The sequence below is a fragment of the Herbidospora sp. RD11066 genome, assembly GCF_054661255.1.
Map to the genome: position 1 here is coordinate 721,342 of NZ_BAAGDO010000004.1, position 13,155 is coordinate 734,496.

11 protein-coding genes are annotated in these 13,155 nt (G+C 68.6%); 7 read left to right on the forward strand and 4 right to left on the reverse strand.

What is annotated here, in order from left to right:
* Positions 1–15 precede the first annotated feature (15 nt).
* Positions 16–144: a hypothetical protein gene (locus tag ACYQ78_RS20130; protein WP_459802391.1), complete on the forward strand. Its 129-nt coding sequence runs from the start codon at positions 16–18 to the stop codon at positions 142–144.
* Entirely contained in the window at positions 141–1,220 is a 1,080-nt protein-coding gene (locus tag ACYQ78_RS20135) for a YeiH family protein (RefSeq protein ID WP_459802392.1), read from the forward strand. Before ACYQ78_RS20130 ends, ACYQ78_RS20135 begins: the two co-directional genes overlap by 4 nt.
* 76 nt (positions 1,221–1,296) lie before the next feature.
* Here the strand turns inward: ACYQ78_RS20135 and ACYQ78_RS20140 are convergent, their stop codons facing one another.
* Positions 1,297–2,856: an ABC transporter permease gene (locus tag ACYQ78_RS20140; protein ID WP_459802393.1), complete on the reverse strand. Its 1,560-nt coding sequence runs from the start codon at positions 2,854–2,856 to the stop codon at positions 1,297–1,299.
* A complete protein-coding gene (locus tag ACYQ78_RS20145) occupies positions 2,853–3,734 on the reverse strand; it encodes an ABC transporter ATP-binding protein (RefSeq protein ID WP_459802394.1) in 882 nt (293 codons plus the stop codon). Before ACYQ78_RS20145 ends, ACYQ78_RS20140 begins: the two co-directional genes overlap by 4 nt.
* A gap of 83 nt (positions 3,735–3,817) precedes the next feature.
* Here ACYQ78_RS20145 and ACYQ78_RS20150 point away from each other — a divergent pair, with 83 nt between their 5' ends.
* From ACYQ78_RS20150 to ACYQ78_RS20170, 5 genes are all read left to right on the forward strand, one after another.
* On the forward strand, positions 3,818–4,291 hold the full coding sequence (locus ACYQ78_RS20150; RefSeq protein WP_459802395.1) for a GbsR/MarR family transcriptional regulator: 474 nt from the start codon (positions 3,818–3,820) through the stop codon (positions 4,289–4,291).
* A gap of 221 nt (positions 4,292–4,512) precedes the next feature.
* Positions 4,513–6,132 (forward strand): chitinase, encoded by a 1,620-nt coding sequence (locus ACYQ78_RS20155; RefSeq protein WP_459802396.1) that lies wholly within the window; start codon positions 4,513–4,515, stop codon positions 6,130–6,132.
* The gene (locus ACYQ78_RS20160) at positions 6,133–7,902 is read left to right on the forward strand and encodes a chitinase (protein ID WP_459802397.1); all 1,770 of its coding nucleotides are present in this window, start codon (positions 6,133–6,135) and stop codon (positions 7,900–7,902) included. It begins immediately after the preceding gene.
* A 34-nt stretch (positions 7,903–7,936) separates the two neighbouring features.
* Positions 7,937–9,460, forward strand: coding sequence for a cellulose binding domain-containing protein (locus ACYQ78_RS20165; RefSeq protein ID WP_459802398.1), 1,524 nt, complete (start codon positions 7,937–7,939; stop codon positions 9,458–9,460).
* A 526-nt stretch (positions 9,461–9,986) separates the two neighbouring features.
* Positions 9,987–11,411, forward strand: coding sequence for a hypothetical protein (locus ACYQ78_RS20170; RefSeq protein ID WP_459802399.1), 1,425 nt, complete (start codon positions 9,987–9,989; stop codon positions 11,409–11,411).
* A gap of 246 nt (positions 11,412–11,657) precedes the next feature.
* On the opposite strand, the gene ACYQ78_RS20175 is transcribed toward ACYQ78_RS20170, so the two are convergent.
* Together ACYQ78_RS20175 and ACYQ78_RS20180 are read right to left on the reverse strand one after the other, a co-directional pair.
* A complete protein-coding gene (locus ACYQ78_RS20175; protein ID WP_459802400.1) occupies positions 11,658–12,707 on the reverse strand; it encodes an AI-2E family transporter in 1,050 nt (349 codons plus the stop codon).
* Between the two features lie 239 nt (positions 12,708–12,946).
* A partial coding sequence (locus tag ACYQ78_RS20180) for a hypothetical protein (RefSeq protein WP_459802401.1) occupies positions 12,947–13,155 on the reverse strand: 209 nt, incomplete at its 5' end.

The following is a 13,155-nucleotide window of genomic DNA, read 5'->3' on the forward strand; positions in this document are numbered from 1 at the left end:
TTTAGTATGAAATGCATGACCGAACCCCCCACTCGGCAGGAGAGCCGCACCCAGTTCAACGAGGACTGGGCGGCCACCGTCATCGGGCTCGTCCTGCTCGTGCTCGTCATCCTCGGCGTCATCCCCACGGGGCTGATCCCATGACCCAGACCCGGACGCCCTTAAGAAGCGCCGCCGCGCTCGGGGTCGTCGTCGTGCTGGTGCTCGGCGCGGCCACCCGGTTCCTGGAGAAGAACGTCCCGACCTGGTTCGAGGGCGACTTCGCCAAGGCCATCGAATACCCCGTCTACGCCATCGTCCTCGGCCTCCTCGGCAACGCGATCCTCACCGCCACCGGCTGGAGGGAGCGGCTCGAAGGCGGGTTCCGCACCGAGTTCTTCATCAAGACCGGCCTGGTGCTGCTCGGCGCCTCGATCAACCTGAAGGTGATCGTCACGGCGGCCGGGCCCGCCATCATCCAGGGCATCCTGCTCATCACCAGCGTGTTCCTGTTCACCTGGTGGCTCGCCGGGCGGCTCGGGATCGACGACAAGCTGCGCGCGCTGCTGGCGTCGGCCGTGTCGATCTGCGGGGTGAGCGCGGCCATCGCGGCGGCGGGTGCCGTCCAGGCGAAGAAGGAGCAGCTGGCCTACACGGCCAGCCTGGTGATCGCCTTCGCGCTGCCGTCGATCTTCCTGGTGCCGTGGCTGGCCTCGGTGTTCGGCCTGACCGACGAGGTCGCGGGGGCCTGGATCGGCGGCAACATCGACACCACGGCCGCCGTCACCGCGGCCGGCGCGCTGGTCGGCGAGGACGCGCTCGCGGTCGCCTCGATCGTGAAGGTCACCCAGAACGCGCTCATCGGGATCGTGGTGATCGCGCTGACGGCGTGGTTCGCGTTCCGGGTTGAGCGGACGCCGGGCGCCAAGGCGCCGGGGATCGGGGAGTTCTGGGCGCGGTTCCCCAAGTTCGTGCTCGGGTTCGTCGCCGCCTCGGTGATCGCCACCTGGTATCTCGGCACGGTCTCCTCCGACGAGGGGAAGGCCACCATCGCGGTCGCCAACGACCTGCGGGTGTGGTTCCTGATCCTGGCCTTCGTGAGCATCGGGCTGGAGTTCAGGGTGTCGTCGCTGCGGGAGGCCGGATGGCGGCCGGTCGTGGTGTTCGGCAGCGCCGCCCTGCTCAACCTGATCCTCGCGCTCGGGCTCGCGTTGCTGCTCTTCAGCGGCTTCACGGTGTGATGTAGGTCACAATTCGGGGATTGGAACGTGCCTGAGGGTGACGCCCCTTGTTCGGGGCGTCACCCGGCGGATAGCTTCACACCCCGACGTCGCGGCGGCGGAAGCCCCAGAGCCCTGCCGCGACGAGTGCCACGGCAACCACGGTGAGCGAGACCAGCGGAAACACGGTCGCCTCGCCACCGGGGAGGTGGGGCGTGTGGGTGAACGGCGACAGGTCGAGAACGACCTGGCTGAGCTGGAGCAGTGCGCCGATCTGTCCCAGCAGCAGGCAGATCGCCAGGATCCCCCACGCCACCGCCGACAGGCGCGGCAGCAGGCCGAACAGCGCGACCGTCAGGCCCGTCAGGGTGGCCGCCGCCGGGGCCTGCGCCAGCGCCGCGCCGATCAGACGGGGAACCTGGCCCATGTCGCCGACGTCGGCGCCGTACGTGAGGCCGAGACCGGCGCCGATCATGAACAGCGCCACGATCGGGCCGAGCACCGCGAAGACCACGTGGCCCAGCGCCCACGGCACCCGCGCGGTCGCGGTGGCCAAGACCGGTTCGGCCCGCATCGCGGTCTCCTCGGCGCGCATCTTCAGGGCCGCCTGGATCCCGTACGCCGCGGCGGCGATGGCCGCGATGCCGAGCAGAGTGGCGATGAAGGTGTCGGTGAGCGACACCCCGCCGCCCAGGCGGGCGAACAGCTCGGCGAGCTCGGGGTTGCCGTTGAACGCCTCGGTCGCGCCGGACACCGCGCCGCCGAAGGCCAGCCCGAAGATCAGGAAGCCGACGCTCCAGCCGATCAGCGGTCCCTTCTGGAGCCGCCAGGCCAGCGCGAACGGGCTGTTCAGCGCGGTCGAGCCGGCGGGGCCGAGCCGGGTCGGCAGCATCCCGCCGCCCACGTCGCGGCGCACCGACAGCCAACCGGCCAGGCCCGACAGCAGGGCCGTGAGGGCCAGTGAGGCCAGCAGCGGCAGCCAGGTCTCGTCGGCGAACGGCTGGGTGTACTGGCTCCACGCCAGTGGCGACGCCCACGACAGGTTCGAGCCGGTCGCGTCACCGGCCGCCCTGATCAGGTAGGCCACGCCGAGCACGGCCAGGGCCAGCCCGCGCGCCGGTCCGGCGTTCTCGGTGAGCTGCGCGGCCACCGCGCCGACGGCGGCGAACACGATCCCGGCGAAGGCCAGTGACATGCCGAGCAGCAGCGCTCCGCCACCGAACCCCAGGAAGACGGCGGTCAGCAGGCCGAGCACCAGGTCGGCGCCGACCACGACGATCAGCGCGGCGCCCAGCGGGGCGTGCCGCCCGACGACGGCCGCGGCGACCAGTTCCCGCCGCCCGGCGTCCTCCTCGGTACGGGTGTGCCTGATCACCACCAGCACGTTGATCAGCGCGAGGATCAGCAGGGTCAGCCCGGCCCGCTGGGTGGCCAGCGCCTCGACGCTGTGGCCGTAGACCGGGCCCAGCATCGCCTCGATCGACGGGACGGCCGCGGTGGTCCGCGCGTAGAGGATCCGCGACTCCTCGGTGGGCGTGAGCTCGGCGAAGCTGGCGGCGTACACGGCCGGGAGGGCGGCCAGGATCAGCACCCACAGGGGGAGCAGCACCCGGTCGCGCCGCAGGATCAGCCGGATCAGGTGCCGGGTGCCGGTCATTTCGCCGCCGCCTGGTAGTGGCGCATGAAGAGCTCTTCGAGGGTGGGGGGCTGGGAGGTCAGGCTGCGCACCCCGGCTGCGGTGAGGTGCTTGAGGGTCTCGTCCAGCTTGTCGGTGTCGACCTCGAAGCGGACGCGGGTGCCGTCGACGACCAGGTCGTGCACGCCCGGAATCCCGGCCAGGGGGGTGGCCAGGTCGGCGCTGATCGACGTGCGGGTGAGGTGGCGCAGGTCGGTGAGGGTGCCGGTCTCGACCGTCTGGCCGTTCCTGATGATGCTCACCCGGTCACAGAGCTGCTCGACCTCGGCCAGGATGTGGCTCGACAGCAGGACGGTGCGGCCCGACGTCTTCTCCTCGACGACGCACTCGCGGAAGACCTCCTCCATGAGGGGGTCGAGGCCGGAGGTGGGCTCGTCCAGGATGAGCAGCTCGACGTCGGAGGCGAGCGCGGCGACCAGGGCGACCTTCTGGCGGTTGCCCTTGGAGTAGGCGCGGCCCTTCTTGCGCGGGTCGAGGTCGAAGCGCTCCAGCAGCGCGGCGCGGCGCTTGGGGTTGAGCCCGCCGCGCAGGCGGCCCAGCAGGTCGATGACCTCGCCGCCCGACAGGTTGGGCCACAGCGTGACGTCGCCGGGGACGTAGGCGAGGCGGCGGTGGAGCGCGGTGGCGTCCTTCCACGGGTCGCCGCCCAGCAGGCGGGCCGCGCCGGAGTCGGCCCGGAGGAGCCCGAGGAGGACACGGATCGTGGTCGACTTCCCCGATCCGTTCGGGCCCAGAAAACCGTGCACCTCCCCGGTCCTGACCGTGAGGTCCAGTCCGTTCAGTGCTTGCGTCCGGCCGAAGGCCTTGTGGAGGCCGGACACCTCGATGGCGTTTTTCATGTTTCGGACCGTACGCTTGTTTCATGAAGTTGTGAAATCCGTGACGCGTATGAATCGCGTATATATTCCGGTGGGGAGGTTGGATGCGAGACGAGGAACAGGTACGGATGGCCACCGAGCGGATGGCCATGGTGTTCACGAGCTGGGGTTTCCCGCGCATGGCCGCGCGGGTGCTGATGACGGTGATGACCGCCGACGAAGACGCGCTGACCGCCGGCCAGATCGGCGAGCGCCTGGGAGTGAGCCCGGCGGCGGTGTCCGGGGCGGTGCGCTACCTGATGCAGGTGAGCATGCTGGAGAAACAGCCCCAGATCGGCGCGCGCAGCGACGTCTACCGGCTGCCCGACAACCCCTGGTACGAGGCGACGGTCCTGAAGAACGACCTCTTCGTCACACTGGCGAACCAGGCCGAGGAGATCGCGCTGGCGCTGGGGAAGGACACCCCGGCCGCCCGGCGGGTCGGCACGATGAACGAATACTTCAAGTTCATCCACGAGGCCATGCCGAAACTGATCGACCTGTGGCGCGACTACAAGGTGGAACACGGCCTTGACTGACAGAGTGGTCTGACACTTGTTGACATAGACCGCCTCGGGTTCCGGGGCGGTTTCGTCATGTTTCACCGGATAACGGGATAGGCCTTGTGAGGCTGGAATCGGCGGGCTACGATCCCCACAACTCTTAGGAAACTTTACTAAAAGAAGTCCTGAACCACTGCGTCAAGTCACCGGACGCGGCCACAGCTCTGTTCCCCCACCCGTCCCACAGAGGTTGTGACATGCAACGCAGGTACCTCTGGCGAACGCTGACGGCGGTCTTCTCGCTCGCGCTCGCCTTCGTCGTGATCCCCTTCGTAGCAAGCCCGGCCAGCGCAGCGGCGTCGGCGACCTTCACCAAGACCTCCTCGTGGGGGTCGGCCTTCGAGGGCAAGTACGTCATCACCAACAGCGGCCCCACCGCTGTCAACGGCTGGTCGCTCGCCTTCGACCTGCCGTCCGGCGGGGCCGTCAGCTCCCAGTGGGACGCCGTGCTGTCCCGCAACGGCCAGCGCTTCACCTTCTCCAACGTCGGCTGGAACGGCACCATCCCGGTGGGCGGCTCGGTGAGCTTCGGCTTCATCGCCAGCCCCGGCGGCGCGACCCCGGCCAACTGCACGATCAACGGCGTCTCCTGCGGCGGCGGCACCAACCCGTCGCCCTCGCCGTCCCCCTCGCCCTCGCCCCAGCCGGGAGTCCCGGGCAAGCCCGGTACCCCCTCGGTCACCGGCACCACCGGCTCGTCGATCTCGCTCAGCTGGGGTGCCTCGTCGGGCACCGTCACCGGCTACCGCGTGTACGAGGGCACCACCCAGCGCGCCCAGGTCACCGGCACCACGGCGACCATCTCCGGGCTGGCCACGTGCACCGGGAAGACGTACACGATCAAGGCCTACAACGCGCAGGGCGAGTCGGTCGCCAGCGACGCGGTGAGCGGCTCGACCACCGGCTGCCCGATCGGGCCGCTGCCCAAGCACTTCCTCACCGGCTACTGGCACAACTTCGTCAACCCGGCCACCGAGCTGAAGCTGTCGGCGGTGCCGAGCGAGTACGACCTCATCGCCATCGCGTTCGCCGAGGCCACCTCGACCCCCGGCCAGGTCACCTTCGCCCTCGACTCCGGCCTCGCCGCCGCCGTCGGCGGGTACACCGAGGCGCAGTTCAAGGCCGACGTCCAGGCCAAGAAGGCGCAGGGCAAAAAGGTCATCATCTCGGTCGGCGGTGAGACCGGCCGCGTGCAGGTCGCCAGCGCCGCCGCCGCGACCCAGTTCGCCAACTCGGTCTACACGATCATGCAGAACTACGGCTTCGACGGCGTCGACATCGACCTGGAGAACGGCCTCAACGCCCAGTGGATGGGCGATGCGCTGCGCCAGCTCCGCAGCCGCGTCGGCTCGTCGCTGATCATCACGATGGCGCCGCAGACGATCGACATGCAGTCGACCGGCATGGAGTACTTCAAGCTGGCCCTCGGCATCAAGGACATCCTCACGGTCGTCCACATGCAGTTCTACAACTCGGGCTCGATGCTCGGCTGCGACCAGGCGTTCGCCTACAGCCAGGGCACGATCAACTTCCTGACCGCCCTGGCCTGCATCCAGCTCGAGAACGGGCTGCGCGACGACCAGGTCGCCCTCGGCCTGCCCTCGGGCCCCGGCGCCGCAGGCGGCGGCATCGTCGCCCCCTCGATGGTCAACCAGGCCCTCACCTGCCTGGCGACCCGGACCAACTGCGGCAGCTTCGTGCCGCCGCGCGCCTACCCGGGCATCCGGGGCGCGATGACCTGGTCGATCAACTGGGACGCCAGCAACAACTGGAACTTCTCCCGGACCGTCCGCCCCCACCTGAACACGTTGCCGTAGATGAAGATCCGCAGCCTCATAGCAGCTGCGGCCCTCGTGCTGGGCGTCGGCGCCATCGCGCCGTCGCCCGCCCAGGCCGCCAACATCGCCACCAACCCCGGCTTCGAGTCGGGCCTGACCGGCTGGAACTGCCCCTCGGGCAGCCAGGCCGTCACCACCCCCGTCCGTTCGGGCAGCGGCGCCCTCGCCGCGACCCCCGCAGGCAGTGACTTCGCGCGGTGCTCCCAGACCGTGACCGTCCAGCCGAACACCGCCTACACGCTGTCGGCGTGGGTGCGCGGCAACTACGTCTTCCTCGGCGCCGTCGGCTTCAGCGAAACCTGGGCCACCCCCGGGGCGAACTGGGCCCAGCTCACCCGCACCTTCACCACCGGCGCCTCGCAGACCTCCGTAACGATCTACGTCAACGGCTGGTACGGCCAGGGCACCTACTACGCCGACGACTTCGTCCTCGACGGTCCCGGCGGCAACCCGCCCGGCCCGCAGCCCCCGGCGGCGCCGGTCCTGTCGCTCAGCCAGACCGTGTCGGAGGCCACCCTGACCTGGCCCGCCGTCTCGGGCGCCACGGGCTACCGCGTCTACCGGGGCGGCTCGCTCATGGCCTCGCCGACTGGTCTTTCTTATGTCGACCGGCCCGCCGCCGGGACGTACAGCTACCAGGTCAGCGCGGTGAACTCCGTCGGCGAGTCGGCGAAGTCGAACACGGTCACCGCCGTGATCGGCAGTACCCCGCCGCCGCCCACCGGCCTGCCCAAGCGGGTCCTGGTCGGCTACCTGCACGCCTCGTTCGCCAACGGCTCCGGCTACACGCGGATGGCCGACGTGCCGAACGAGTGGGACGTCATCAACCTGTCGTTCGGCGAGCCGACCTCGGTGACCTCGGGCGACATCCGCTTCACCCAGTGCCCGGTCGCCGAGTGCCCCAACGTGGAGACCGAGGCCCAGTTCATCGCGGGCATCCGCGCGAAGCAGGCGGCCGGAAAGAAGGTGCTGATCTCGATCGGCGGCCAGAACGGCCAGGTCCAGCTGAGCACCACGGCCGCGCGCGACAAGTTCGTCCAGTCGGTCGGCGCCATCATCGACAAGTACGGCCTCGACGGTCTCGACATCGACTTCGAGGGCCACAGCCTGTCGCTGAACGCCGGTGACACCAACCTCAACAACCCGACCACCCCCGTGATCGTCAACCTGATCGCGGCGCTGCGCTCGCTGAAGGCCCGTTACGGGAGCCGTTTCATCCTGACCATGGCTCCGGAGACGTTCTTCGTCCAGCTCGGCTACCAGTTCTACGGCTCGGGCCAGTGGGGTGGCGCCGACCCGCGCGCCGCGTCGTACCTGCCGGTCATCCACGCGATGCGCAACGACCTGACCCTGCTCCACGTGCAGGACTACAACTCCGGGCCGATCATGGGCCTGGACAACCAGTACCACACGATGGGCGGCCACGACTTCCACGTCGCGATGACCGACATGCTGCTCGCCGGGTTCCCGATCCAGGGCAACCCGAACAACGTGTTCCCCGCGCTGCGCCAGGACCAGGTCGCCATCGGCCTGCCGGCGTCGGGCCAGGCCGGCAACGGCTTCACCAGCGTCGCCGAGGTCCAGAAGGCCTTCGACTGCCTGGCCAAGGGCACCAACTGCGGCACGTACCGGCCGCGCGGTGTCTACCCGAACCTCCGAGGGCTGATGACCTGGTCGATCAACTGGGACCGGTTCAACAACTTCGAGTTCTCCCGCAACCACCGCGCCTACCTGAACGCGCTCGGATAAGGGACCGGTTTCGATGAGACTACGTGCGCTTTTAGTGGCTTTGGGGACTCTCGCGGGAGTCCTCGTCGTCGCCACCCCCGCCCAGGCCGCCCCCGCCACGGCCGTCTTCACCAAGACCTCCGAGTGGGGGTCCGCCTTCGAAGGCAAATACGTCATCACCAACGGCACGACGTCCACCATCAGCGGCTGGTCAGTCGCCTTCGACCTGCCCTCCGGCGGCAACGTCACCTCCCAGTGGGACGCCGTGCTGTCCCGCAGCGGCCAGCGCTTCACGCTCTCGAACGTGGGCTGGAACGGCACCCTCGCCCCCGGCGCCACCGCGAGCTTCGGCTTCATCGCCTCGCCCGGCTCGGCCGTCCCCGCCAACTGCACCCTGAACGGCCAGCCCTGCGGCGGCGGCACCACCAACCCCGGCGCCCCGGGCACCCCCGGAACCCCGTCGGTCACCGGTACCACCGGCTCGTCCATCTCCCTGAGCTGGGGCGCGTCCTCGGGCACGGTCACCGGCTATCGCGTGTACGAGGGCAGCACCCAGCGCGCGCAGGTCACCGGCACCTCGACGACCATCTCGGGGATCGCGGCCTGCACCTCGAAGACCTACACCGTGAGGGCCTACAACAGCGTGGGTGAGTCGTCTTCGTCTGGGTCGGTCACCGGCTCCACCACGGGCTGCCCGACCGGCGGCGCCCGGATGCCCGGCGCGCCCTACCTCTACATGGGCTGGGGCGACCCGCCCAACCCCGCGACCGTGATGGCGGCGACCGGCGTGAAGTCGTTCACGATGGCCTTCATCCTGTCGAGCGGCGGCTGCAACCCGGCCTGGGACGGCAACCGCCCGCTGAACAACGCCGCCGACATCAACGCCATCAACGGCATCAAGGCCGCCGGCGGCTCGGTGCAGATCTCGTTCGGCGGCTGGCAGGGCAACAAGCTCGGCCCGAACTGCTCGACGCCGCAGGCCTACGCGCAGGCGGTCCAGACGGTGATCAACGCCACCGGGCCGGCCGTGGTCGACTTCGACATCGAGAACACCGACGAGTTCGAGAACTACACCGTCCAGGACCGCATCCTGAACGGCCTCAAGATCGTCAAGCAGAACAACCCGAATGTGAAGATCGCCGTGACCTTCGGCACCTCCACCTCGGGCCCGACCGTTCACGGTGTCCGCCTGATCAACCAGGCCAGGGCGCTCGCGGTGCCGATCGACAACTTCACCATCATGACGTTCGACTTCGGCAGCTCGAACATCCAGCAGGACACGATCAACGCCTCCGAGGGCCTGAAGAACGTCCTCAAGTCCGCCTACGGCTACACCGACGCGCAGGCCTACGCGAAGATGGGCATCTCCGGCATGGTCGGCCTCTCCGACCAGTTCGAGACCACCACCCCCGCGGCCTGGACGGCCATCCGTGACTGGGCCCTCCAGCGCGGCCTGACCCGCTTCGCGACGTGGTCCGTCAACCGCGACCGCCCCTGCCCGGGCGGCGGCGTGGTGGCCAACTGCTCCGGCATCAGCCAGTCGAACTGGGACTTCACCCGGATCACCGGAGGCTTCTAACCCGCACGACCGCCGGGGAACCCCTACGTGGTTCCCCGGCGGCGCACCACTTCAGAAGCTTCTTTGGCGGAGCTTCCGAAGGCACCGAGAACCGAGGGCGGTGCGCACCCACGCCGGGACGCCGGGGCGCGCACCGCTCTCTTTCGTGCCCGACGCCGGGTCGCGCACGGCTCTGTTCGGCGTCCAATGCCGAGCGCGTCGGCGCCGGTATGGCGAGGTGTGTCACCTGCATGGGCGGCGTATGGCAGCGGTGAGGTGCCGGGCGCCTGGGTCGTTGCGGGGCGATGCGGGAGCGGGGGTTGGCGTTGGCTGCGGGGAGATCCGGCGACGGCGGGCGGTGCCGGCCAGGCGGAGCCGTAACGGAAGAAGAGACCACGAACGGAGCGGCGGTGCCGAGCCGCCTGCGCTTTTGGACGTCCAACGTCAGACTCGTTGCTCGCGCAATGTCCGGGACTTGTCCAAACCTCGCTGCCGCCCTTGTCTGCGGCCTTCTTTCGTCATGAGGACTGGCTAAGGTTGGCGCGTCATGGATTACGCAATCCCCACGGGAATCCTTCTCGTCACCGGTGTCGTGCTCGCCCTCCTCGCGCAGCGGAGGGGGTGGCAGCCCTCGATCTGGGCGATCCTCGGGGTGGGGGTCCTGGTCCGGGTGCTGGTCATGGTGTTCGCGGCCGACAGCGAATGGCAGCCGATCGACTTCGTCAACAGCTTCAAGCCCGCGGGCGAGGCGATCCTCGAAGGGCGCAACCCGGTCAACAGCGGGTGGCACTTCCTCCCGGCGATCCCCTATGTCTACGGGTCGCTGATGTGGCTGGGCATTCCATGGGAGATCGCGGGGCGGCTCGTCACCGTCGTCGCCGACCTGGCGCTCATCCCTCTCGTCGGCAAACTGGCCGGTCAGGGGCAGGGCAGGCTCCGCGCGTTCCAATACGCGTGCAACCCCCTCGCGATCCTCGTCGCGTCGGTGCACGGCCAGGTCGAGCCCGTCTCGCTCGTCTTCGCGGTGGCGGCCTACGTCGTCGCGCGCGGTCCCGGTGGGTTCCGGGGGAGCGAACCGCTGCTCGACCGGCCCGACCGGATGGTGCGCAGTCTCCTCACGCGCGACGCGGCCGGGGTCACGAAACGGGCCGTCTACGCCGGTCTGCTCATGGGCCTGGCACTGACCGCGAAGAGCTGGCCTGTCATCCTGGTGCCCGGCATGCTCATGTTCCTGCCGGGGGTACGGGCGCGGATCATCTCGGGGCTGACGGTGGCCGTGCCGATGATCCTGGTGCTGCTCACCATGCCGCTCGGCGGCTGGGTGCGCTGGGATCAGCTGCTCGACGTGCTCAGGGAGATCAGCCTGGCGCCGAGCGCCGTGCGGCCGATCACCGGCGACTGGGGCTGGACCGCCGTGATCAACGGCGGCAACTGGGACCTCACGCCGTGGAAGCTCGTCGTCGGCCAATATCTGATCTACGCCGTGGCCGCGTTCTGCCTGTGGTGGTGGCGCAAGGCCGACCCGATCGACGTGTCGATCGCGATCCTGCTGGGCTTCATGGTCGTCACGCCCCGCCTGGGCGCGCAGTACCTGCTCTGGTTCATGCCGTTCCTGATCGCCCGCCCCACGAAGTGGGCCTGGCCGGTCATCATCGGCAGCTCGCTGTGGGCCGCGACCGGCTATCTGGTGCTCACCCAGTTCCGCGGCCAAGACTGGGGCGCACTCCACTCGCCGTGGGCGATCAGCTCGGTCGTGCTGTTCCCGCTGCTCATCGCCGCGATGCCATGGGCCCGCCGCTCATTCGACGATCAGGCGAACCAGGTGGCCGTGACTCTTGAACCCGGGCGGGTCGCCGTCGAGCACCCCCGTGACACAGTCGAAGACCCGGGGCTCGCTCTGCCGCACGAAGAAGACGGGCTCGGCGATCGCCGACAGAAGACCGATAGCGGCACGGTGCAGCGCGACACCTGACAGCTCCTCGCCGGTCGCGAGGGTCACCTCGTAGACCCCGTCGTCGAGGAGCCGGTCACCCACGATCCGCCACGTCTCGCCACACGCCTTCTTCAGGTGCGGCAGCAGGTGGACCTCCGGCTCCTCGGTCACCCAGCCGTCCCGGCGCATCCCCGCCATCAGGCTCTCGACCTGGGGGTCCATCGCCGTTCCATCGGCGATCCCGGTCTGCCGTTCGTCGATGTCCCATCTGCGCATCCGGTGACCCTATGCCGCGGTTCGCTCCGGCGGAGGCGGTTCCCCCGAAACCAGCGCCCGCGCGAACCGCGCGGACGGATCACTGTCGATCACCAGCGCCCTGACCAGCAGCGACAGCGGAATCGCCAGCAACGCCCCCAGCGGCCCGATCACGAAGGCCCACACGATCAGCGAGATCAACGTCATCGTGGTCGACAGCCCGACGGCGTCACCGAGGAACTTCGGCTGCACGAACGACTGCACCACTACGTTGATCACGATGTACGCCAGGATCACCAGCACCATCGTCGAAAAGCCCCCGTCGAGCAGCCCGAGCAGCGCCGGCGGCACCAGCCCGAGGATGAAGCCGATGTTCGGCACATAGTTGGTGATCAGCGCCAGAATCCCCCAGAGCAGTGGCAGTGGCACGCTCAGGAAGAGCAGCGCGATCACATCGAGTACCGCACAGATGACGCCGAAAACCGTGGACACCCACAGATACCGCCGTGTCCGCGACGCGAACGCGGTGAGGGCGGCGTGCATCTCGGGCCGCTCCTTCTCGGCCGCGCGGATGATCCGGGTGAACCCCGGCGCGTCGAGGCTCATCGACAGCGACAGCACCACGATGAGGAACAGCGCCGACCCGGCCCCCAGCGCTCCGGCCAGCAGTCCCTGGGCGATCGGCAGCAGCCGGCTCGGATCGAACGACTCGACCGCATTGTTGATCTGGTCGGTCCCGTAACCGAGCTCGGCCGCGAAAGCGCGCGCCTCCGCCGCCAGCGCGGCGAACTTGTCCGTGTACGAAGGTGCGATCTCCGCGAGCTGCGCGGCGGCCACCGCGATGATCGCGATCATCCCCACCAGCACCAGCAGGACCACCAGAAAGGGCACCGCCACCTGAACCCACTGCGGCGCGCCCCTGCGTTCCAGCACACCCCTGATCGGTGACACCGCCACGACCAGCACCAACGCCAGCATGACCGGACCGACGATCGACCCGACGGCCTGGACACCGGCGAGGGTCACGACCGCCGCCGCCGTGGTCAGCAGGACGACCAGGGCGCGGGGCAGCTGGATCATGAGCCGTTTCTACCCGTCTGACCGGCGGAGATCCACTGTTGGCGATCAACTGACCGAGCCGTGACCTCGCGGCCGTGCGGAAGCGCTCCGGGGAGCTGTTAATCTTTAACACGTCGACCTGGTTCGGCAAACCCCACACAACAAGGTCCGGAAATCCGGGCGATTTGACATCGTCTGGAACTTGGCTAAGTTAGAGGGGTTGCTCTTCGGCAGGAACCGCAAAAAGTGCCAGTTTGACACTAGCGGGAAACGCTGAAAAGATAAAGACACAACAGCAACAAAAAAGCTTCAAAACAAAAAAGCAAGTCCGTTTCTTGAGAACTCAACAGTGTGCTAAAAGCCAGTGCATGATGCACAACCCCGTCATTTGATGACGGATTCCTTTGGTTGACATTCATGATGGATGTTGGCTGGGAGAACATCTCTGAAGACATCTTTTGGAGAGTTT

What these genes read in the sequence shown, in the direction of transcription:
- ACYQ78_RS20160 (WP_459802397.1), top strand. Translation starts at nt 6,133, where the DNA reads ATGAAGATCCGCAGCCTCATAGCAGCTGCGGCCCTCGTGCTGGGCGTC.
- ACYQ78_RS20175 (WP_459802400.1), bottom strand. Translation starts at nt 12,707, where the DNA reads ATGATCCAGCTGCCCCGCGCCCTGGTCGTCCTGCTGACCACGGCGGCG.
- ACYQ78_RS20130 (WP_459802391.1), top strand. Translation starts at nt 16, where the DNA reads ATGACCGAACCCCCCACTCGGCAGGAGAGCCGCACCCAGTTCAACGAG.
- ACYQ78_RS20145 (WP_459802394.1), bottom strand. Translation starts at nt 3,734, where the DNA reads ATGAAAAACGCCATCGAGGTGTCCGGCCTCCACAAGGCCTTCGGCCGG.
- ACYQ78_RS20150 (WP_459802395.1), top strand. Translation starts at nt 3,818, where the DNA reads ATGCGAGACGAGGAACAGGTACGGATGGCCACCGAGCGGATGGCCATG.
- ACYQ78_RS20135 (WP_459802392.1), top strand. Translation starts at nt 141, where the DNA reads ATGACCCAGACCCGGACGCCCTTAAGAAGCGCCGCCGCGCTCGGGGTC.
- ACYQ78_RS20170 (WP_459802399.1), top strand. Translation starts at nt 9,987, where the DNA reads ATGGATTACGCAATCCCCACGGGAATCCTTCTCGTCACCGGTGTCGTG.
- ACYQ78_RS20140 (WP_459802393.1), bottom strand. Translation starts at nt 2,856, where the DNA reads ATGACCGGCACCCGGCACCTGATCCGGCTGATCCTGCGGCGCGACCGG.
- ACYQ78_RS20155 (WP_459802396.1), top strand. Translation starts at nt 4,513, where the DNA reads ATGCAACGCAGGTACCTCTGGCGAACGCTGACGGCGGTCTTCTCGCTC.